We start from the raw sequence: 20,220 nt of genomic DNA on the forward strand, positions 1-20,220 counted from the left end.
ACTCAGCGACCGCGAACCGCTTGTTCCAGCTCGGCGAAGCTGGGACGGTGCTGCGGATACAGAACCTTGCGCCCGAACTCCACCGCCAGCGAAGGCGGCATGCCGGAGGCCGAGGCCACCAGGGACGCCTTGATCGCTTCATAGATATTCAGTTCTTCCCTGGCGTCATGGGACAACGAGGTCGCCAGCGGGCCAAAGAAGCCATACGCCGCGAGAATACCGAAGAAGGTACCCACCAGCGCCGCACCCACGTGCAGGCCGATGGACTTTTGGTCGCCCTCGCCCAGGGAAGCCATGGTCACCACGATCCCCAGTACCGCCGCGACGATACCGAAGCCGGGCATGGCGTCGGCGATGCCGTTCACTGCATGGGAAGGATGCTCCAGCTCTTCCTTGAGGCTGAACAGCTCCATGTCGAACAACCCTTCCAATTCATGGGGCGCCATGTTGCCGGAGGACATGATGCGCAGGTAATCGCAGATGTAGGCGGTCATACGCTCGTCCTTGAGCACTGCCGGATACTTGGCGAAGATCGGGCTGGCAGCGGCTTCTTCAATATCGCCTTCAATCGCCATCATGCCTTCACGGCGGCTCTTGTTGAGAATTTCGTAGATCAACCCCAACACCTCGAGATAGAAGGTGTGGGTAAAGCGCGAACTGAACATGCCCAGGGACTTCTTGACCACGTGCAGGGTCATGTAGCCGGGGTTGGCCTGCAGGAACGCACCAAAGGCGGCCCCCCCGATAATCATCACCTCGAAGGGCTGGATCAGGGCGGCAATCTTGCCATGGGAGAGCACGTACCCGCCGAGTACGCTCGCGAATACGACGATGATGCCGATAATTTTAGCCATAGGGTCAGAGCACTTACTGAGTCGGGTTCAAGGTCACATTCGGAAGTTAATCAATCTCTTCTTCTCCTTATCGGCGAATCTGCGCCAGACTATAGCCAGTCCAGGCGAAAAATCAGCAAGCAAGCCGCGCAATACCTCGCGCCGACGCCGTTACACCGCCTGCCAGGCCCGTTCCGGGCGTGTTAACCGTGATGATGATCGCGCTCGATTATGGCCAATGAAACGACTGTCTCCAGCTCAACGCCAAGCACCCTGCAAGGCTGGATGAAGCTGTTGCAAGCTGTATGCTTGCCTGTCCCCCTGGACAGTCACGACCGCGTCTGCCGGGCGATCCGCGACCGCCACAGTTCGCTGCGTGACATCGCCGAGCTGATGCAGGACAGCCCCGCGCTGGCGCTGAGCGTGATCTGCGAAGCCAACCAGCACACCCATGGCAGCATGACCGAGCCGGCCGAGAGCCTTGAGGTGGCGATCAATCGCCTGGGCCTCAAGCGCACCGAGGAGTTGCTCGAACGCCTGCCTACGCGACCGTCGGAGGACATCCCGGCAGCCCTGCGGCAAATACAGCTGATCAGCCAGCATGCCAGCCAGCAGGCCAATGGCCTGTTCGCCGCACGCCTGGCGCGACTCTGGCAGGATATCCATTGGGGCAGCCTGCTGTTTCTCGCGCCCCTGTGGCCGCTGGCGATGACTCACCCGAAGCTACTCGAGGACTGGGAGTTACGGGTACTGCACAAACACCAGCCAGCCGCCGGCGTCGAACTGCAATTGTTCGGCATCCGCCTGCTGGAGTTGTGCCAGGGGCTGGCCGATGCCTGGCGCTTGCCGGTCTGGGTGAGCCAGGGCTATCAGTTGCTGCTCAGCGAACCGCGCACGCTGGCCAAGGTGCTGCATATCGCCCGCGACAGCAGTGACCGGCTGCGCCAGCAACAGCGGCTGGATGCCGATCCGGCCCTGCGCCGCTGGCTGAACCAGCCGGCCAATACCATCCTGCTGGCCAACGGCCTGGCCCTCGCGGCGCAGCAGGCCTGGAACAGCCCGCACTGCCTGCGCTGGCAGCTCCTGTCGAGCCTTTACCTGCAACAGCCGCTGGAGCACTTACAACAACAGATCCACCAGCAGGCAGCCCAGAGTGCCAATCAGCATTCGATGGAGGATCTCTGGCACCCGGCCCAAGCGCTGATCTGGCCCTGGCATGTCCGGCGCGTGCATGCCAGCCTGCTACCGGCCTCAGCCCCCAGCTCCGAGGCGCTGGGCATCTGGCGCCAGCACTGTGCGCAACTGCTGGCCGAGCCCGTGCGTTTGAGCAACGCCATGCACTTGACCACGGTGGCCCGCGACGCACTGGTTGCCTGCGGCATGCGCCGCACGATGATCCTGATGGCCGACCGCAGCCACAGCGCGCTGCGGGTCAATCAGATCGCCGGCTTGCCGAAGGAAGCCGCCAACCTGATCTTCCAGGTGGGCCAGCACATCGTTTTGCAGCGCCTGCTCAGCCAACCGGCACAGATTCGTCTGACGCCGGTCAACAATGCCCGGTTTTCCGCCCTCCTGCCCGGCAACCTGCGGGTCCTGTTTGCGGGGGAACACTTGTTGTTGCGCTCTTTGAGCAACAATGGCCGGGTGATCATGCTGATCATGGCCGACCAGGGAGGCGGGCCGCTCTCGGAAATCACTGTGCAAGCTTTCGGTAAAACCGCACAGTGTATCGAGAGGGCGCTGCAGGCCTTTACCCACCGCAGAGCCTGAAGCTTGCGCTACAATCTTCCCCTTTTGCGTTCAGGAGACCTCACATGCCTGACTTCTCTGGCTTGCCGCTGGTGATTGAGCCCAGCGACTTGTTGCCGCGCCTCACCACTCCCGAACTGATCCTGGTGGACCTGACCAGCAGTGCCCGTTATGCCAACGGGCATATTCCCGGCGCGCGCTTCGTCGACCCCAAACGCACCCAACTGGGCCAGCCGCCGGCACCGGGACTATTGCCGCCAAAGGCAGCGCTCGAAGCGCTGTTCGGCGAACTGGGCCACAACCCGGAGGCGATCTACGTGGTCTACGACGATGAGGGCGGCGGTTGGGCCGGACGTTTTATCTGGCTGCTGGATGTCATCGGCCACAGCCGCTACCACTACCTCGACGGCGGCCTCCTATCATGGCTAGCCGAAAGCCTGCCACTGTCCACCGACGCCCCGGCGGCAGCCGGCGGCCCGCAGCCCCTGACCCTGCACAACGAGCCGAGCGCTACCTGCGACTACCTGCAATCGCGCCTGGGCGCCGCCGATCTGGCGATCTGGGATGCCCGCAGCCCGCAGGAGTATCGCGGCGAAAAAATTCTCGCCGCCAAGGGCGGGCATATCCCTGGCGCGGTGAATTTCGAATGGACCGCCGGCATGGACCCAACCCGTAACCTGCGCATCCGCAAGGACATGCCGGAGATTCTTGATCGCCTGGGGATCACCCCGGACAAAGAAGTCATCACCCACTGCCAGACCCATCACCGTTCCGGCTTCACCTATCTGGTGGCCAAGGCGCTCGGTTATCCGCGCGTCAAAGGTTATGCCGGCTCCTGGGGCGAATGGGGCAACCACCCCGACACCCCCGTAGAGATTTGAGATTTCCAAGGACCCCTGATGAAAAAGTGTTTGTTCATCCTCAGCCAGTACCTGTTGCCTCACCACCTGCTGTCGCGCCTGGCCGGCTGTATCGCCGAATGCCGCGTGCGCTGGTTCAAGAATGCCTTCACCGCCTGGTTTGCCAGACGCTACCAGGTGGACATGTCCCAGGCGCTGGTGGAAGACCTGACCGCCTACGAGCACTTCAACGCCTTCTTCACCCGTGCCCTGAAGGAAGGAGCACGGCCCCTGGACCAGACGCCGGGAGCGATCCTCTGTCCGGCAGACGGTGCCGTCAGCCAACTGGGCCCTATCGAACATGGTCGGGTATTCCAGGCCAAGGGCCACAGCTACAGCGTCCTTGAGCTGTTGGGCGGCGATGCCAGTGTCGCAGCGCCGTTCATGGGCGGTGACTTCGCGACGATCTACCTGTCGCCCAAGGACTACCATCGGGTACACATGCCACTGGCCGGCACCTTGCGGGAAATGGTCTACGTGCCTGGCCGGATCTTCTCGGTCAACCAGACCACCGCCGAAAACGTCCCGGAACTGTTCGCCCGCAACGAGCGTGTGGTCTGTCTGTTCGATACCGAACGTGGCCCGATGGCCGTGGTGCTGGTCGGCGCGATGATCGTCGCCTCGATCGAAACCGTCTGGGCCGGACTGGTGACGCCACCCAAGCGCGAACGCAAGAGCGTGCGTTATGACGAAGCCGCCCGCGCACCGATCCACTTGGAAAAGGGTGCGGAGTTGGGACGTTTCAAACTGGGCTCCACGGCCATCGTGCTGTTCGGTCCCGATCAGGTGCAATGGGCCGAAGACCTGGTGGCCGGCTCTCCCGTCACCATGGGCCAGGGGCTGGGCTTGCCGGCAGGCGCCTGAAAACTTCGACGAGCTCGCGGGAACGACTAAACTCGCACCTGACGGGGTGCGCGTAGCGGACAATCGGGCGCATGCCAATCCGCCCGACGAAGCTGCATTCACCCCGTATTGCTGTTAGAGTTGCAACATCATATTGCCACCATCTTACGGTCACCCCGCCAACGGATGGCGCACGTTGTTTCTTTGCTGGAGCTGGCCCGTTACATGAGCAATCCGAGCCCCGATCTGTTGTTGCGCGCCCCGACGCCCACGCAGTTGAGCTTGTCATTCTGCGATGGAACACCACGCGATCTGAAGCGTTGGATCGCCGAGCTGCCCAAAGCTAATCTCGGCGAGACCGCGCGCTTGCTGTATCAAGGGCTAGGTGAGCTCAACCAGTTGCTCACTCCTAGCGAAAACCGCCTGCAGTTGCTCGAACAGATGCGTCCCGAGGTGTATTACGTCTGCAAGCACCTGGAGCGCCACTTCCTCAATCAGTCCATCGTCCTTGATGAGCGCCCACGCAAGATCGCCAACCTTTGCCAGGCCCTGCAAAACCACCTGGCCATCGGTTACAAGCAGATCGCGATGCGCGTCGCCTCGCGCTTTCGCAAGAGCCGCGCGGCGCTGCTGACCCTGGCCATACAACGGGCCCTGCATTGTCTGAACGGTCCGCTGATCCGAGCCAGTCAACTCTATAGCCCGATACCGCAAAGCCTGTGGCTCGACGTCCACCAGTTGTACCAGTTGGCCATCGCCCATCAGGTGCAGGGCAACCCGGTACGAGACGAACTGGCCAGCCAGACCCCGTCCCTGACTATCGAGCAGACTTATATTGTCGCGTTGTTGCTGGGCTGTTCGCGTAGCAACCAGATGCGTCAGGGTAATATCGCCCGCCTGGCGCAGGTCCTCGAACCCTGGAGCGCGCTGGTCACACTCCAGGGCGCAGGGCTGGCTTCATGCCTCTTCGCTGTTGCTCCGCAAGCCGGTGAGCCACCGCGATATACCTCGCTGTTGCTCGACGAACAACGGCCGGGTCTGGTAGGCATCAACACCCTGCAACTGGTCAAGGCCATACAGGACTACCTCGAACTGCCCGCCGACCAACGCGCCGAGTCGCCTCTGCCGGTGCCTGGGGGGCTGAGCCTGGACACCCTGCAACACCTTAGCGCCGCCTGGGGCGAAGAGGCCGAGCGCACCTTCCAGCGCACGCCGAGCCAGGGAGAACTGACCTTGTGTATCGGCATGAGCGCCCTGCACTACTACCTGGGCGGGCAACGCTCCTTCAGCGAGATCCTCAAACGCCCGGACGCCAGCCGCCCGGCGCATTTCGCCGCGCAACGGGCCGACAGCAGCGAAAAGGACAATTGGGCTCTTGCATTCGATGCCGAGCGCCACGGCAGTGCGGATACCCTGCTGCCCTACGAGGAAATCCAGTATCACCCCACGCAGGCCCAGATCAACCAAGCGGCGGCCAACAGTGCCGAAGACTTTCCGATTTTCAGCTTACAGATCATCAACCACAGTCCCAGTGGCTATTGCCTGGTGTGGCCCAAGGAAGTGCCCGACCAGTTACAGGCGGGAGAACTGGTCGGCCTCCAGGATTCGACGGCTCGAGGCTGGAGCGTCGCGGTGGTACGCTGGATTCGCCAGGTGCGCGGCGGCACGCAGATGGGGATCGAACTGATAGCGCCGCATGCCCAACCCTGTGGCCTGCAACTGGTGCGCGGTAACGAAGAGAACAGCCACTACCTGCGTGCCCTGTTGTTGCCGGAAATCAACGCCATCGGAGTTCCCGCAACGCTGCTGACACCGCGCCTGCCGTTCCAGGAAGGCCACAAGGTGACGATCAATACCAATGGCGACGAACACCGCGGTAGGCTGAACAAACGCTTGATCAGCACCGGCGGTTTCAATCAGTTCGAATATCGACTGCTCGATCAGCCGGTAGCGATCGGCAACGAATGGGCGACGGGCGGCACAACGGGACCCGAAGAAGATTTCGGTTCGCTGTGGAAAACGCTTTAAGCTCCGATCATCCCCACGCCTCGCACGGGAATGATCGCAGCCTTAACTAGTTCTGCCCTTCGCGATCGCGCAACCCCAGCAGGTACAGCACTCCATCCAGTCCCAGGGTGGAGATCGCCTGCTGGGCCGACTGCCTGACCAGCGGCTTGGCCCGGAATGCCACGCCCAACCCGGCAATCGCCAGCATCGGCAAGTCGTTGGCGCCATCACCGACCGCAATGGTCTGCTCCAGGCATAGGCCCTCCTTGTGGGCCAGTTCGCGCAGCAGGTCCGCCTTACGCTGGGCATCGACGATCGGCTCGATAGCAACCCCGGTACACTTGCCATCCACCACTTCCAGCTCATTGGCAAACACGTAGTCGATACCCAGTTTTGCCTGCAACTGTCGGGCAAAATAGGTAAAGCCGCCTGAGAGGATCGCGGTCTTGTAACCCAGGCGCTTCAACTCGGCGAACAAGGTCTCGGCCCCTTCGGTCAAGCGTAGCGAAGCACCAATCGAATCCAGCACGCTCACATCCAGCCCCTTGAGCAGCGCCAGACGCTCCTTGAAGCTGGCGCGAAAATCCAGTTCACCAGCCATCGCCCGCTCGGTGATCGCCGACACCTGCTCACCCACGCCCGCCGCCTTGGCCAACTCGTCGATGACTTCGGCCTCGATCAGCGTCGAGTCCATGTCGAACACCGCCAAGCGCCGATTGCGCCGAAACAGCGAGTCTTCCTGAAAGGCGATGTCGACATTCAGCTCCTGAGCCACGCCGAGGAATTCGGCGCGCAGCGCCTGCGCATCGAGCGGCTCGCCGCGTACCGAGAACTCGATGCAACCCTTGCCCCGGTCAACCGGAGCGTCCAGCGGCAGGCGCCCGGACAGGCGGTCGATGTGCTCGATGTTCAGTCCGTAGCGCGCGGTGATCGAACTCACTCTTTGCAACTGCTCGGCCGTGACCTTGCGGGTCAGCAGGGTAACGATATGGCGCCGCTGGCCCTGGCCGTCGACCCAATGTTGGTAATCGACTGGCGACACCGAGGTGAAGCGCACCTGCTGGTCGAGCGCGTGGGCGGTGAACAGAATATCCGCGAGCACCGACGAGGCCGGCTCGGTGCTCGGGATTTCAACCAGGATGCCAAACGACAACGTGTCGTGGATAACCGCCTGACCGATGTCGAGAATGTTCACACCACCGTGTGCCAGCACGCCGGTAATGGCCGCCGTGAGACCCGGACGATCCCTGCCGGTGATGTTAATCAGGACGATTTCGCGCAAAGCGCACCCCCGTTGCTTAAAAAAGTCGCATTCTACGCACTTTCAGTGACCATCGGCACCGTCAGCGCTTTGCCGGCCTAGGGCCTCTCGCTATACTGCGCGTCAACTTCACGGACAAAAGAGCCGCGCTCAGTGAACCGGCCCACGCCAGTCAAAACCGATAACTTCTTCCTGCTGATCTTCCGGGCATTGCGTCATCGCCGTGTACCGCTTGCATTGCGTATCGCCAGCCACAACGTGATTCTTGTCGCGCTGGCGCTGGTCATCTACGCGTGCGTGATGGGATTGCAGTTCAAGGAAGCCATGCACCAGCAGGCCGATGCCCTTGGGCAGAGCCTGACCACTCAGACCGCCACATCGGCGACCGAGCTGCTGGTGTCCAACGACATTCTCAGCCTCAACGTGCTGCTCAACAACCTGACGAAAAACCCGCTGGTGGCCCACGCGGCGATCTACAGCGTCGATAACCGGATCCTCGCCGAGGCCGGCCAACGGCCCAAAAGCGGCCTGTTGGGGGAGACCGAAGGGGTCTACCAGACCAAGATCACCTTCCAGGAGATGACCGCCGGTAACCTGCGGATCAGTCTGGACATGGCCCAGTTCCAGCAGCCAATGACCATCAGTCTACAAAGCATGGGGATTCTCAGTGCGATCCTGCTGGCATTGGCCCTGGCCTTGAGCCTGCGCCTGGGACGGCATATCTCCACGCCGTTGCTGCAACTGCGGGTCTGGTTGCGGGACATGGACGAACACACCCCGGCCACTCAGCGCCAGGACGAAATCGGCGACCTCGCCCGCCAACTGCATTCGCGCTTTGCCCCGGTCAAGCCGGAACCCGAGCCCGAAGCGCCCATCGACTACGACGAGGGCGACTACGATCAAGAGCCCGATGAGCCGGCCTTTCAGGTCCGCAACCTGCGTGACCCGAGCTTCGACGAAAGCGCCACGGTGCCGCTGCCCAAGCCAGCATCGCGGCCTATCGTCAGCGCTACCGAAGACGATCTGGACCTGGACGAAGAAGATCCGTTCGCCGACCTGCGGGAAAGTCCGCCCGGTGCCATGGCCGCTGCGCCAAGGCCCCAGCCATCAGCCCCCGCGCAACCCCGGCACAGCGCCGTGCTCGCGGTACAACTGGGCGCCCAGGATCAGCTACGTCGCCTGCCACGCACGCGCCTGACCGAATTGCTGGAACGTTATCGCGACTGCCTGGACCAGGCTGCCTCGCTGTACCAGAGCGAACTGCATACCTTGAATGACGGCAGTACGCTGATGCTGTTCCATAGCGAGGACAGCGGCGACGACTACCTGACCAATGCCATCTGCTGTGGTGAATTGCTCAGGGCGCTGGGTCACCAGTTACAGATCGAAGTCGCCGACAGTGGCATCACCCTGCAACTGCAGTTGGGCCTGACCTTGGGTGACGAGCTGTTCGGCATGAGCCAGATCGACTTGCTGCTGACCGAAACCGCGCAGGATGCCCTGGCGCTGTCACAGCACAGCCGCAACCTGCTGCTGGTGGAGCGCCAGATCAGCGACGACCCGCTGATCCGCCAGCGCGCACGTATCCGTCCGATTGCCAGCCCTGAAGGTGCGTGCTGCGTGGAACGCTTGATGGAGCCTTATCCGTCGATGCTCGAACGCCAACTGGCGCGGATGCATGAAACGCGAGCCTGAGTGCCGCGACCAATCGTGAACAATCTGGCGTTTATTCACCTTGTTCTGTGATCAAGGATGAGTAAACCCAGCAACTCTGCTAGGCCATTAACCAGCCCAGGGTGAAAAACTCGGCCAGCACTGGCACGAGGCATAAGATTATCCATCAGCAATGTTTGGCGCCGCGTGGTCTGGTGGCGAGCAGACTTGTCCGAACGCCACCTATTTCGCTAAGTTCAGTGATCACGCTTAAATAAACAACATTGCACTCTGATGCGGGCTTTTTGTTGTCTGGCAATCACTTCAGAAACGAAACACTTCCATATCCGTGCGGATCGGCGAAACCATCGGGATCTTCGGCTTGTCCGGTTCGGTCTGTTTAGCCGGAGCCGCCGCAGCAGGTTTGCGCACCTCTACCAGCGGTGGCTGGTTGGCCAATGGCTTGAGCGCCACGCTCATCTGCTCGGCCAGGCGCTGCAATAGCTCACCCTGGGCCTGGACCTGCGCCGCCGACGTGCCGGCATGTTGCTGCTCAAGGTGGACGATGCGGTTATCGCGCACCTGGCCACGACGGTCGAGCAGGCGCCATTGCGCGTCCAGGATCGCCGGCTGCTGGGCACCGGAGTCCAGGCGGGTAATCGATAGCAGCACCTGCACATCCGGCGTCGCGCCCGGCGTCGCCGGTGACAGCACCACCCGCTGGCTATCCAGGCGCCAGGCCAGTTGCCGAACCAGCAACTGATTGATGTCCGAAGACAGGCTGCCCGCCCAGCGACCATCGGTCGCCGCTGTCAGGCTGCCATCTGGCTGACGTTGCAGGAGCGTTTCGCGTTGCAGGTAATCTGCCAGAGACACAGGCCCCAGAACCACGAACATACCCGCGCTTTGTTGAGGTTGGCCCGGCGTGCCACCGTCCAATTGATACAAAGAAACGGGTTGCTGAACACTGCAACCGGCCAAACCGAGTACATTGGTGAGCAGCAACATAAGAGGAAGGCGCAGAACAGTCATCATCCCATCCAGGTGGCCGCCACAAGGCATGCCACAGTCTGATTCAGAAAATTCGTTTGAACACTCCGCCACGCGGGTACCCAAGAGGCGCATATCATCCGTGAATATGCGCCGTGACTCCAGTGTGCAACGTCGGCCCTGCGGTAAAAAAGCCAGGACAAACGCTCGAAACAGGCTTAATTGCCAGCTTCTACCAATAATGCATCGACCCGCTGGAAGCCTCGTGGCAGTTTATTGCCACGTCGCCCACGCTCACCCTTGTAGTGCTCCAGGTCATCGGCCTTGAGCGACAAGGTGCGTTTGCCGGCCTGCAATATTAGCGTCGCACCGTCCGGGATCACCGCCAGGTCGGTGACGTACTCTTCACGACTGGCAACCCGCTCACCGGGGACACCGATGATCTTGTTGCCTTTGCCCTTGCCCAGTTGTGGCAGGTCGCTGATTTTGAAGATCAGCAGGCGGCCTTCAGTGGTCACCGCCGCCAGCCAGTTCTGCTCGCGATCGGTCACCGGCTTGGGCAGCATCACCTTGGAACCAGTGGGCAGGCTCAACAGCGCCTTGCCCGCCTTGTTCTTCGCCTGCAGATCTTCACCCTTGACCACGAAACCATACCCGGCATCGGAAGCGATGACGTACAACGCCTCATCTTCTGGCAACAGCACACATTCGAAGCCGGCGCCTGGCGGCGGTGTCAGGCGCCCCGTCAGCGGTTCACCCTGACCACGCGCCGAAGGCAACGTGTGGCTCGCCAACGAATAACTGCGACCGGTGGAGTCGATAAACACCGCAAACTGGTTGGAGCGCCCCGCCGCCGAGGTTTTGAAGCCATCGCCGGCCTTATAGGACAGGCCCGTGGCATCGATATCATGGCCTTTTGCACAGCGAACCCAACCTTTTTCCGACAAAACGACCGTGACCGGCTCGGCGGGCATCAATTCGTTTTCCGACAGTGCCTTGGCTTCGCTACGGGAAACGATCGGCGAACGACGGTCGTCGCCATAGGTTTGCGCGTCAGCGAGCAGTTCGCTGCGCACCAGTTTCTTCAACTTGGTTTCGCTGGCCAGCAGCGCTTGCAGCTTGGCCTGCTCCTTGAGCAGTTCATCCTGCTCGGCGCGCAACTTCATCTCTTCCAACCGCGCCAACTGGCGCAAGCGGGTGTCGAGGATGTAATCGGCCTGGATCTCGCTGAGGGCGAAACGCTCGATCAGCCTGGCTCGCGGGTGTTCCTCGGTACGGATGATATGGATCACTTCATCCAGGTTGAGGTAGGCAATCAGCAAGCCGTCCAACAGGTGCAGGCGCTTCTCGACCTTGTCCAGACGAAACTTCAGGCGGCGACGGACGGTGTTGACCCGAAACGCCAGCCACTCCACCAGCAAGGTGCGCAGGTTCTTCAACTGCGGTTTGCCATCCAGGCCGATGATATTAATGTTGACCCGATAGCTGGACTCAAGGTCGGTGGTGGCGAACAGATGCTGCATCAGCTCATCGAGATCGATCCGATTGGAACGCGGGATGATCACGATCCGGCAGGGATGCTCATGGTCGGATTCATCTCGCAGATCGGCGACCATCGGCAACTTCTTGGCCTGCATCTGCGCGGCAATCTGCTCCAGCACCTTGGCTCCGGAGACCTGATGCGGCAGCGCATGCACGACGATATCGCCATCCTCGATGCGATAGACCGCCCGCATACGCACCGAGCCACGTCCGGTTTCGTAGATCTTCAGCAGGTCGGCTTGCGGGGTGATGATCTCGGCTTCGGTCGGATAATCCGGGCCGGGAATGAATTTGCACAACTCTTCGACACCCGCATCAGGCTGGTCCAACAGGTGCACACAAGCGTTAGCCACTTCCCGCAGGTTGTGTGGCGGCACATCGGTGGCCATGCCCACGGCGATGCCGGTGGTGCCATTGAGGAGGATGTTCGGCAAACGAGCCGGCAATACGGCAGGCTCATCAAGGGTGCCGTCGAAGTTCGGCACCCAGTCCACGGTGCCCTGGCCCAGCTCACTGAGCAGCACTTCGGAATAGCGCGACAGCCGCGACTCGGTGTAACGCATGGCGGCGAAGGACTTGGGATCATCCGGTGCCCCCCAGTTACCCTGGCCATCCACCAACGTGTAGCGGTAGCTGAATGGCTGCGCCATCAGCACCATGGCTTCGTAGCAGGCCGAATCGCCGTGAGGGTGGAATTTACCGAGCACGTCACCCACGGTCCGCGCGGACTTCTTGTGCTTGGCGTCGGCATCCAGCCCCAGCTCACTCATGGCGTAGACGATCCGCCGCTGTACCGGTTTCAGGCCATCGCCGATATGCGGCAGCGCACGGTCCATGATCACGTACATGGAGTAGTTGAGGTAGGCCTGTTCGGTGAAGTCAGCCAATGACCGGCGTTCCACGCCATCCAGGCTGAGATCAAGGGAATCGCTCATGCGGGCCTCATCAGTTCGTTGTCTGGCGCAGCAGCAAGGTGCCGCCACGCTGGGTGAATTCAAGTTTTTTCAAGGCACTCATGCCCAACAATACCTGCTCGCCACCTAAGCCGGGCACCACCAGCGCCCTGACATCGCGCAGGACGATATCACCCACTTGCACGCGGTCGAGCCGGGTCCGGTAGCCCTCGGCCCGCCCGTTCGCGGTGCTCAAGGTGACCGGCAGGCCTCTTTCCAACCTCAGGCGATCCGCCACCTCAGTGGGAATAGCCACGTCGGTGGCCCCGGTGTCGAGCATGAACACCACCGGCACGCCATTGATCAGGCCGTCGGCGACAAAATGCCCCTGGCCGTTACCCGTCAGTTGGACGTCTATGTAACCATCGCCCTGTTGCGAGACGATGACTTTGTTGGGGTTTTCCTGGTGCTGCTGCCACTGTCCGAAAAAGCGCGTGGCGAGAAACAACCCGGCGCACCAGGCCAACATCATCAATACACGTCCAGCACGCCGGCCAGGCGGCTGACTCATGGCCTGGCGCTCCAACCGCCTTGCGGCGCGGCAAAGCGCCAGACGATCGGTCGGGTCTCGCCATCGGCGCGGGCACCGTTGTTGTTATCCAGGCCAAGCCAGGCTCCTTCGGCATCCACCACCAGGGCCTCGGCCAGCCCGTAGTTCTGTGGGTACAGGCGCGGGGCCGCGAGCGCTTCGGCGGCAAACGACCAGCAGTGCTCGACCTGCCCGTCGCGCACGTTACGACGACAGATCCTGTAGGCATTGCGCTCCAGGGTGAACAGCTTGCCATTGAACAGCGACAAATCGGCAAAGTCCCGGCTGCCCGCCTTGGCATTGGGGAACTGCGGCGGTTGCATCTCGCTACCGCCTTCACTGAACAGCACGCAGGCGCCATCGCAGTCCCACCTCGTTTGCCGGCGCTTGATCTGCAACAGGCCACGGCGCTCGCGTTCGGCGGCCAACCAGATCCGATCGCCTTTCGGGTTGACGGCCAGGCCCTCGAAGATTGCATTGAAATGCAGCAACATCTCATTATCTCGCGCCTGACGTACCAGGTTCGGAGCAATCTTGAGCCACTGCGGCTCGCCGCTGACGGGTACTTTCAATACCGTCGCATGGGACTCGCTGACGATATAACGGTTACCCGCGTCATCGCAGCTCACCCCTTCGAAATCCAGATCGCCACCGCGATTTAACGAAGCCGGCACCTGCAAATCCTTGGGCAAACCGCTGTCCGGTATCGACGGCACCTCCAAGTGCACGCCCTCGGCCCGCCAGACCCGGTCCGAGATGTCCAGCCGATAGAGCAGGTCGTCATCGCGGTCCGAGACCGTCCACAAAGTCTTACCGCACCGCGCCAGCCCGGACAGATTGCCGCCACGCATGCCTTCGACCGGATGCTCGGACAACAACTTGAGCTCGGTAAACTTGAGCTGCGTGCTCGAATCGGCGAACGCCGGCCATGCGACGAGCAGCCACAGCGCCGCCAGTGCTCCGCGCATCAGGCGAGCACCTGTGCCAGGTCGCCCTTGGATTCCAGCCAGCTCTTGCGGTCGCCGGCGCGTTTTTTTGCCAGCAGCATGTCCATCATTTCCGAAGTGGCCTCGAAATCGTCCAGGGTCAACTGCACCAGGCGTCGGGTGTTCGGATCCATGGTGGTTTCGCGCAGTTGCGGCGGGTTCATTTCGCCCAAGCCCTTGAAGCGGGTGACTTGCGGCTTGCCGCGTTTCTTCTCGGCCACCAGGCGGTCAAGAATACCGTCACGCTCAGCCTCATCCAGGGCATAGAAGATTTCCTTGCCCAGGTCGATCCGGTACAGCGGCGGCATGGCCACGTAAACGTGACCGGCATCTACCAGCGGACGGAAATGCTGGACGAATAATGCACAGAGCAGGGTGGCGATGTGCAAGCCGTCGGAATCGGCGTCGGCGAGAATGCAGATCTTGCCGTAGCGTAACTGGCTCATGTCCGCCGCGCCCGGATCGACGCCAATGGCCACGGCAATATTGTGTACTTCCTGGCTGGCCAGCACTTCGCTGCCGTCGACTTCCCAGGTGTTGAGGATCTTGCCGCGCAACGGCAGAATCGCCTGGAACTCCTTGTCCCGCGCCTGCTTGGCCGAACCACCGGCGGAATCGCCCTCCACCAGGAACAGCTCGGAGCGCGCCGGGTCCTGACCGGCGCAGTCGGCCAGCTTGCCCGGCAGTGCCGGCCCCTGGGTAATACGCTTGCGTTCGACCTTCTTGCTGGCCTTCAGGCGTCGACCGGCGTTGTTGATCGCCAGCTCGGCCAGTTGCATGCCCAGTTCGGGGTGGGCGTTGAGCCACAGGCTGAAGGCGTCCTTGACCACCCCCGAGACAAATGCCGCGGCTTCGCGGGATGACAGGCGCTCCTTGGTCTGTCCGGAGAACTGTGGTTCCTGCATCTTCATCGACAGGACAAAGGCGATCCGCTCCCAGACATCTTCCGGCGCCAGCTTCACACCACGCGGCAACAGGCTGCGAAATTCGCAGAACTCACGCATGGCATCGAGCAAGCCTTGGCGCAAACCGTTGACATGGGTACCGCCCTGGGCCGTGGGGATCAGGTTGACGTAGCTTTCCTGGACGCTGTCGCCACCCTCAGGCAGCCACAGCAACGCCCAGTCCACTGCCTCCTTGTTACCAGCCAGGCTGCCACAGAACGGCTCGTCCGGCAGGCGTTCGAATTCGCTGACCGCGTCCACCAGGTAGGAACGCAGGCCGTCTTCGTAATGCCACTCGACCTTCTCGCCACTGGCCTTGTCTTCGAAACTGACCAGCAACCCCGGACACAACACCGCCTTGGCCTTGAGCACATGCTTGAGGCGGCTGACGGAGAATTTCGCTGAATCGAAATACTTCGGATCCGGCGCAAAGTACACGCTGGTGCCGGTGTTGCGCTTGCCAACGCTCCCGACCACCTCCAACTCGGTAGCCTTATAGCCGTCGGCGAAGGTCATCTGGTATTCGTTGCCGTCGCGCTTGACCCGAACCCGCACCTGGGTCGACAAGGCGTTGACCACGGAAATCCCCACGCCGTGCAGGCCGCCGGAGAACTGGTAGTTCTTGTTGGAGAACTTGCCGCCAGCGTGCAATTTGGTGAGGATCAGTTCGACACCCGACACGCCCTCTTCCGGGTGGATGTCCACCGGCATGCCGCGCCCGTCGTCGGACACTTCCAAGGAATGGTCGGCATGCAGGATGACCTGCACCGATTTCGCATGCCCGGCCAAGGCTTCGTCGACGCTGTTGTCGATGACTTCCTGGGCAAGGTGGTTTGGCCGACTGGTGTCGGTGTACATGCCCGGGCGTTTGCGCACCGGGTCGAGGCCCGAGAGGACTTCGATGGCGTCTGCGTTATAAGAGCTAGCGCTGGGAGTAGCCATGGGGTCTCGTCGTCAGTCGTCTATGAATAGGAGTCATTCTCTAAAGTGCAGAGAAATCAATCGCTTGGTACTTATCGGCAGCGATGCCGGCAAAGCCGAGCAACGCCGGCAATTGTCGGGCAAAGCCCTGGAAACCATGGTCGCCGCCGGCCTGGATACGCAAGGCACACGCACGGTAATACTGTTGGGCCGCGCGATAATCCAGGGTTTCATCGGCCGTTTGCAACCATACCTGAAATCGGTGCGGGTCTTGGGGCGCCGGTACTTCCAGTTCGGCCAGGGCCGTCACATGGTCGAGGGTCAGTTCCCAGCACTCGCCGCTATAGAGGTTCTGCTGTGGGCCGAGACGACCGTCGAACATCCTGTGCGGGCTGACTGCCGGATTGACTAACAGGGCCTTCAGACCATGGCGTTCAGCCAAGTGAGTCGCATAGTAGCCGCCGAGCGAGCTGCCGACCAGCAGCGGGCGACCGAGTTCGGTAATGGCGGCCTCTAACTGGCACATGGCCTGGCGTGGATGATGGTGCAGGGCCGGGACCCGTAACAGCTCGCCCAGGCCCAGGCGGCTCATCACCGAGGTCAATTGAGTGGCCTTGTTCGACTCGGGCGAGCTGTTGAAACCGTGGATATACAAGATCGACGCCGACATGCAGAGCTCTCCGTGCTGCAGCCAAAGAGCGTACTCTACAGGGAACTGGAGGCGCGAGCAGCCCACCGCTGCATGGCGGCGCTGGCGGCTTCACGGGTAGATCGACTGCCTGGTGGCGTGTGGGGTGGGTCGTGCGGCTTTTCCGTGTCAGGCGGCAAATTTCAGTAACCGCCGCCGCCGTAATCAACACTGAAATCGAAGCCCTGGACCCGCGAAACACCAGTATCCAGCCGTCCGTCCGAATGCAAGCGCAGCCAGCGATAGCCCGGCGCCTTGTCGTCGACTTTGAAATCTTCGCTACCCGGCGCGAACTGCACACAGGTCGAGGGCGAAGCCAGCAGGCGCACATCATTGCGCCGCTGGTCGAATTCCTGGTGGATATGGCCCCAGAGCAGCGCCCGCACCTGGGGAAAGCGATCGAGCACGGCGAACAGGGCCTCTGGGTTGCGCAAGCCGATCGGTTCCATCCAGGCACACTGGATGGACACCGGATGGTGATGCAAGCAGACCAGATGATGACGTTGCGGCGCCTCGCTCAACGACCGCGCCAGCAACCGCAACTGTTCGTCCTGCAGATACCCCGGCACCGAGCCCGGCACGGCGGAGTCCAGCAGGGTCACGCGCCAGTTGCCGATATCCACCACCGCCTCGAGCAAGTCACTGTGACGGGCCGCCTGAGCCATTTCATGCAATTGGTCATGGTTGCCCGGGAACCAGCGAGCCGGGGCCGGGATGCTCCCGATCATCTGGCGAAAGCATTGATAGGACGCCAGCGTGCCGTCCTGGGACAGGTCGCCGCTGGCCAACACCAGGTCGACCCGCCACTGCTCGGTCAGCACACAATCGATCACCCGTCGCAGGCTGTCACGGGTGTTCATGCCCAGCAGCGTACCGTCCGCCTCGGCAAACAGATGGCTGTCGGACAACTGCACCAACAGCACCGAATCAGCAGGGACCGACTGAGTGGATACGCTCGACAAGGCGCTCTCCAGGGAAATACCAGCGGGACCGTTTTGAACCCGCTCGTTCAAAACGCATAGGGCGCAATTATGATCGAGGAACTTGCAAAGAGGAAATGGCGAAACAGGGCACAGTTCACATTTAGTCCGATATATCTAGGCTTTGTACGAAATGCATCTGCGCTCGCCCATGTGGCGTTGAAATCAGGCTCGCGATGCCTGGCCTTCGCTCGAAAACAGCTCGTACAGACCCTAGTGGCCTGTATGGTGAGTTCTATGAGTCCATTTCGGCGCCCTAAATCCCTGGCCTGCGTTGCTGTTCCTCGCCATAGCCCGGCTATGACTCGTCACAGCGCCTTGGCCAGGGACTTATGGCATCCGAGCTTGAGCTAACGAACTCACCGTACAGGCCACTAGCGCACTACCTCAAATTCATGGCCACAGGCCAGGCAATGGCTCAACCACTCGCCCAGGAACACGTTGAGCTGGGCCTTCTCGTCCGGCTGGTGCATGGCCGCGTTCGGGTACGGATAAATGCTACGAAAGCGTCGGGCATGTTCGGCGCTGATGACCTCAGCCATACGCGCATCGTGATAGACCTGCACCTGCAACTGCGGCACCGGCAACCAGGGCAAGCTGTGCTCCTGGCGAACCAGTAAAGTGGTGGTGTAAGGGTTGTCCTGCAAGACCTCCAACGCCAGTACGCCGAGCATCTGCTCGCCCTGGGTCACGGCGATCCGCCGGGCGCGGCGCTGCGGGTCGCGCATCTCGGGCAGCAGGCGCATCAAGCGGGCATAGTTTGCCTCGCAGGCCGCCTGCAGCCCGATCAGATCAACCCGATAACGCTCACGCAGCAGACCTACGACCATAACCCCCTCACTTCGGCGCGATTCAATGCCAACCATTGCAAGGCAATGATCGACGCCGCATTGGCAATTCGCCCGTCACGCACAGCTTGCAGGGCGTCTTCGAAAGCCCAGACCGTTGCCCGGATATCCTCACTCTCTTGCGCCAGGCCATACAGGCCGCCTGCCCCCTCGGTCTCGCAGCGCCCCAGGTACAGGTGGACGAACTCGTTGCTGCCACCCGGCGACGGAAAATAGCGGGTGATCGGCCACAACGCCTGCAGACTCAGGTCAGCTTCCTCCTGCGCCTCGCGGTGAGCAACCTCTTCCGGTGATTCATCCTTGTCGATCAGACCGGCGACCAGTTCGACCAGCCACGGATTGGCGGCCTTGCCCATCAAGGCGCCCACCCGAAACTGCTCCAGCAGAACCACTTCATCGCGCCGCGCATCATAAGGTAGGACGCAGACCGCATCGTGGCGCACGAACACTTCGCGAGTCATCTCCTTACCCATGCCGCCCGCGAAGAGTTCGTGACGCAAGTGCAGGCGATCAAGCTGATAGAACCCTTTGAAGCAGTTCTCCCGCCGGATGATTTCGACGGTCGTCGGGCTGGTCTTGATAGTATCGGTCATGCTGATCCTCTTTGCTGTGGCGGCGAGGTTCCCCCTCGACTTCGCGCCATCCTAACGCGCCGCTACCCGCCAATGCAGCCCCTTTCCCATCGCCGGGATAGACGGCTGGCCCTGAAACCTACTCTAATTAGCTTAGTGGCGAACCGAGTACGCCGCCGGGAGTCGAAGCTCGATCACTTTGGCCTTTCTTTCGCTGACCAAGGACGTACATGTCGTTTTTAAAAGTCGCTTCACTGACCTGCATCGCCCTGACTCTGGGTGCCTGCCAAAGCTTGTTCCAACCGGCCCTGCAGAAACCGCTGGCATTCAAGGCCGAGGCTTGGGAACAGATCAAGCCAGGCTGCAGCGATCCGGATTGCCCGCTGGTGAATATCGATACGGTGCACTTTGCGGGGGAACCGCAACTGGACCAATTGATCGAGCACAGCCTGCTACAGATGGCCCACACCGCGCCCGGCACACCGTTACCACCTTCACTCAAGGTTTATCGGGACCAGTTCCTCGCCACCGCCGCCAGCCGTCACAGCAGCTACTTGCAAGCCAAGGTACGCGAGCAGCATGACGGCTTGGTGATCATCGAATTGTCCAGCTACCTGGATGAAGGTGGTGCCCACGGCATGCCGGGACGCGGCTTCATTACCTGGTCGCGCCAGGAGCACAAAGCCCTGAGCCTACAGGACATGCTGCTACCCGGCCAGGAAGAGGCTTTCTGGAAACTGGCCAAGGTCGCCCACAACAACTGGCAGATCGACAACCGCGCGGATCAGGACTTCGTGCAGTCCTGGCCCTTCCAGAAAACCCCGAACGTCACCCTGACCAGCGAAGGTGCGATCCTCAAGTACAACGTGCTGACCATCGCGCCTTACGCAACGGGCCTGATCGAGCTGAAGATCGACTACTCGCGCCTCAACGGCATCCTCAAGCCCGAGCGGTTTCCCGCCCGTCGATAAGACCAGCCCGTTCAGCACTCAGGTTCGGCTCCGCTCCCTGGAGCCGAATCG

General features: G+C 61.5%; 17 protein-coding genes. 6 read left to right on the plus strand and 11 right to left on the minus strand.

Going from position 1 to position 20,220, the window contains the following annotated elements; translation table 11 throughout:
* Positions 1-2: 2 nt before the first annotated feature.
* The gene (gene motA, locus AWM79_RS19675; protein ID WP_017133341.1) at positions 3-854 is read right to left on the minus strand and encodes a flagellar motor stator protein MotA; all 852 of its coding nucleotides are present in this window, start codon (positions 852-854) and stop codon (positions 3-5) included.
* Positions 855-1,064: 210 nt separating this feature from the next.
* Here motA and AWM79_RS19680 point away from each other — a divergent pair, with 210 nt between their 5' ends.
* The 4 genes from AWM79_RS19680 to AWM79_RS19695 all read left to right on the plus strand — a co-directional run bounded on the left by AWM79_RS19680 (position 1,065) and on the right by AWM79_RS19695 (position 6,352).
* A complete protein-coding gene (locus AWM79_RS19680; RefSeq protein WP_017133342.1) occupies positions 1,065-2,603 on the plus strand; it encodes an HDOD domain-containing protein in 1,539 nt (512 codons plus the stop codon).
* 44 nt (positions 2,604-2,647) lie between these two features.
* Positions 2,648-3,463, plus strand: a complete 816-nt coding sequence (gene rhdA, locus AWM79_RS19685; protein WP_060783587.1) for a thiosulfate sulfurtransferase — start codon at positions 2,648-2,650, stop codon at positions 3,461-3,463.
* Between the two features lie 18 nt (positions 3,464-3,481).
* The gene (gene asd / locus AWM79_RS19690; protein ID WP_060783588.1) at positions 3,482-4,345 is read left to right on the plus strand and encodes an archaetidylserine decarboxylase; all 864 of its coding nucleotides are present in this window, start codon (positions 3,482-3,484) and stop codon (positions 4,343-4,345) included.
* 204 nt (positions 4,346-4,549) lie between these two features.
* On the plus strand, positions 4,550-6,352 hold the full coding sequence (locus AWM79_RS19695) for a hypothetical protein (protein WP_060783589.1): 1,803 nt from the start codon (positions 4,550-4,552) through the stop codon (positions 6,350-6,352).
* 46 nt (positions 6,353-6,398) lie between these two features.
* On the opposite strand, the gene serB is transcribed toward AWM79_RS19695, so the two are convergent.
* Positions 6,399-7,613, minus strand: a complete 1,215-nt coding sequence (gene serB, locus AWM79_RS19700; protein ID WP_060783590.1) for a phosphoserine phosphatase SerB — start codon at positions 7,611-7,613, stop codon at positions 6,399-6,401.
* Between the two features lie 132 nt (positions 7,614-7,745).
* On the opposite strand from serB, the gene AWM79_RS19705 reads away from it, so the two are divergent.
* On the plus strand, positions 7,746-9,287 hold the full coding sequence (locus AWM79_RS19705) for an AhpA/YtjB family protein (protein WP_017133347.1): 1,542 nt from the start codon (positions 7,746-7,748) through the stop codon (positions 9,285-9,287).
* A gap of 282 nt (positions 9,288-9,569) precedes the next feature.
* Here AWM79_RS19705 and AWM79_RS19710 read toward each other — a convergent pair whose 3' ends face one another.
* From AWM79_RS19710 to AWM79_RS19750, 9 genes are all read right to left on the minus strand, one after another.
* Positions 9,570-10,253, minus strand: coding sequence for a PqiC family protein (locus AWM79_RS19710; RefSeq protein WP_017133348.1), 684 nt, complete (start codon positions 10,251-10,253; stop codon positions 9,570-9,572).
* 200 nt (positions 10,254-10,453) lie between these two features.
* On the minus strand, positions 10,454-12,712 hold the full coding sequence (gene parC / locus AWM79_RS19715; RefSeq protein WP_017133349.1) for a DNA topoisomerase IV subunit A: 2,259 nt from the start codon (positions 12,710-12,712) through the stop codon (positions 10,454-10,456).
* Between the two features lie 10 nt (positions 12,713-12,722).
* Entirely contained in the window at positions 12,723-13,241 is a 519-nt protein-coding gene (locus AWM79_RS19720) for a retropepsin-like aspartic protease family protein (RefSeq protein WP_060783591.1), read from the minus strand.
* Positions 13,238-14,227, minus strand: a complete 990-nt coding sequence (locus AWM79_RS19725) for an esterase-like activity of phytase family protein (protein ID WP_060783592.1) — start codon at positions 14,225-14,227, stop codon at positions 13,238-13,240. The genes AWM79_RS19720 and AWM79_RS19725 overlap by 4 nt, the downstream gene beginning before the upstream one ends.
* Positions 14,227-16,131 (minus strand): DNA topoisomerase IV subunit B, encoded by a 1,905-nt coding sequence (gene parE, locus AWM79_RS19730; protein WP_017133352.1) that lies wholly within the window; start codon positions 16,129-16,131, stop codon positions 14,227-14,229. Before parE ends, AWM79_RS19725 begins: the two co-directional genes overlap by 1 nt.
* A 40-nt stretch (positions 16,132-16,171) precedes the next feature.
* The gene (locus AWM79_RS19735; protein ID WP_060783593.1) at positions 16,172-16,780 is read right to left on the minus strand and encodes a YqiA/YcfP family alpha/beta fold hydrolase; all 609 of its coding nucleotides are present in this window, start codon (positions 16,778-16,780) and stop codon (positions 16,172-16,174) included.
* A gap of 161 nt (positions 16,781-16,941) precedes the next feature.
* Complete coding sequence (gene cpdA, locus AWM79_RS19740; RefSeq protein ID WP_017133354.1) at positions 16,942-17,760, minus strand: 3',5'-cyclic-AMP phosphodiesterase; 819 nt, start codon at positions 17,758-17,760, stop codon at positions 16,942-16,944.
* Positions 17,761-18,152: 392 nt separating this feature from the next.
* The gene (locus tag AWM79_RS19745) at positions 18,153-18,608 is read right to left on the minus strand and encodes a DUF1249 domain-containing protein (RefSeq protein ID WP_017133355.1); all 456 of its coding nucleotides are present in this window, start codon (positions 18,606-18,608) and stop codon (positions 18,153-18,155) included.
* Positions 18,599-19,219: an NUDIX domain-containing protein gene (locus tag AWM79_RS19750; protein ID WP_017133356.1), complete on the minus strand. Its 621-nt coding sequence runs from the start codon at positions 19,217-19,219 to the stop codon at positions 18,599-18,601. Before AWM79_RS19750 ends, AWM79_RS19745 begins: the two co-directional genes overlap by 10 nt.
* Before the next feature lie 209 nt (positions 19,220-19,428).
* On the opposite strand from AWM79_RS19750, the gene AWM79_RS19755 reads away from it, so the two are divergent.
* Positions 19,429-20,169, plus strand: coding sequence for a DUF3298 domain-containing protein (locus tag AWM79_RS19755; RefSeq protein WP_060783594.1), 741 nt, complete (start codon positions 19,429-19,431; stop codon positions 20,167-20,169).
* Positions 20,170-20,220 lie beyond the last annotated feature (51 nt).

The sequence above is a fragment of the Pseudomonas agarici genome (assembly GCF_001543125.1).
Classification (GTDB): domain Bacteria; phylum Pseudomonadota; class Gammaproteobacteria; order Pseudomonadales; family Pseudomonadaceae; genus Aquipseudomonas; species Aquipseudomonas agarici.

What these genes read in the sequence shown, in the direction of transcription:
- motA (WP_017133341.1), bottom strand. Translation starts at nt 854, where the DNA reads ATGGCTAAAATTATCGGCATCATCGTCGTATTCGCGAGCGTACTCGGC.
- AWM79_RS19680 (WP_017133342.1), top strand. Translation starts at nt 1,065, where the DNA reads ATGGCCAATGAAACGACTGTCTCCAGCTCAACGCCAAGCACCCTGCAA.
- rhdA (WP_060783587.1), top strand. Translation starts at nt 2,648, where the DNA reads ATGCCTGACTTCTCTGGCTTGCCGCTGGTGATTGAGCCCAGCGACTTG.
- asd (WP_060783588.1), top strand. Translation starts at nt 3,482, where the DNA reads ATGAAAAAGTGTTTGTTCATCCTCAGCCAGTACCTGTTGCCTCACCAC.
- AWM79_RS19695 (WP_060783589.1), top strand. Translation starts at nt 4,550, where the DNA reads ATGAGCAATCCGAGCCCCGATCTGTTGTTGCGCGCCCCGACGCCCACG.
- AWM79_RS19710 (WP_017133348.1), bottom strand. Translation starts at nt 10,253, where the DNA reads ATGTTGCTGCTCACCAATGTACTCGGTTTGGCCGGTTGCAGTGTTCAG.
- parC (WP_017133349.1), bottom strand. Translation starts at nt 12,712, where the DNA reads ATGAGCGATTCCCTTGATCTCAGCCTGGATGGCGTGGAACGCCGGTCA.
- AWM79_RS19720 (WP_060783591.1), bottom strand. Translation starts at nt 13,241, where the DNA reads ATGAGTCAGCCGCCTGGCCGGCGTGCTGGACGTGTATTGATGATGTTG.
- AWM79_RS19725 (WP_060783592.1), bottom strand. Translation starts at nt 14,227, where the DNA reads ATGCGCGGAGCACTGGCGGCGCTGTGGCTGCTCGTCGCATGGCCGGCG.
- parE (WP_017133352.1), bottom strand. Translation starts at nt 16,131, where the DNA reads ATGGCTACTCCCAGCGCTAGCTCTTATAACGCAGACGCCATCGAAGTC.
- AWM79_RS19735 (WP_060783593.1), bottom strand. Translation starts at nt 16,780, where the DNA reads ATGTCGGCGTCGATCTTGTATATCCACGGTTTCAACAGCTCGCCCGAG.
- AWM79_RS19745 (WP_017133355.1), bottom strand. Translation starts at nt 18,608, where the DNA reads ATGGTCGTAGGTCTGCTGCGTGAGCGTTATCGGGTTGATCTGATCGGG.
- AWM79_RS19750 (WP_017133356.1), bottom strand. Translation starts at nt 19,219, where the DNA reads ATGACCGATACTATCAAGACCAGCCCGACGACCGTCGAAATCATCCGG.
- AWM79_RS19755 (WP_060783594.1), top strand. Translation starts at nt 19,429, where the DNA reads ATGTCGTTTTTAAAAGTCGCTTCACTGACCTGCATCGCCCTGACTCTG.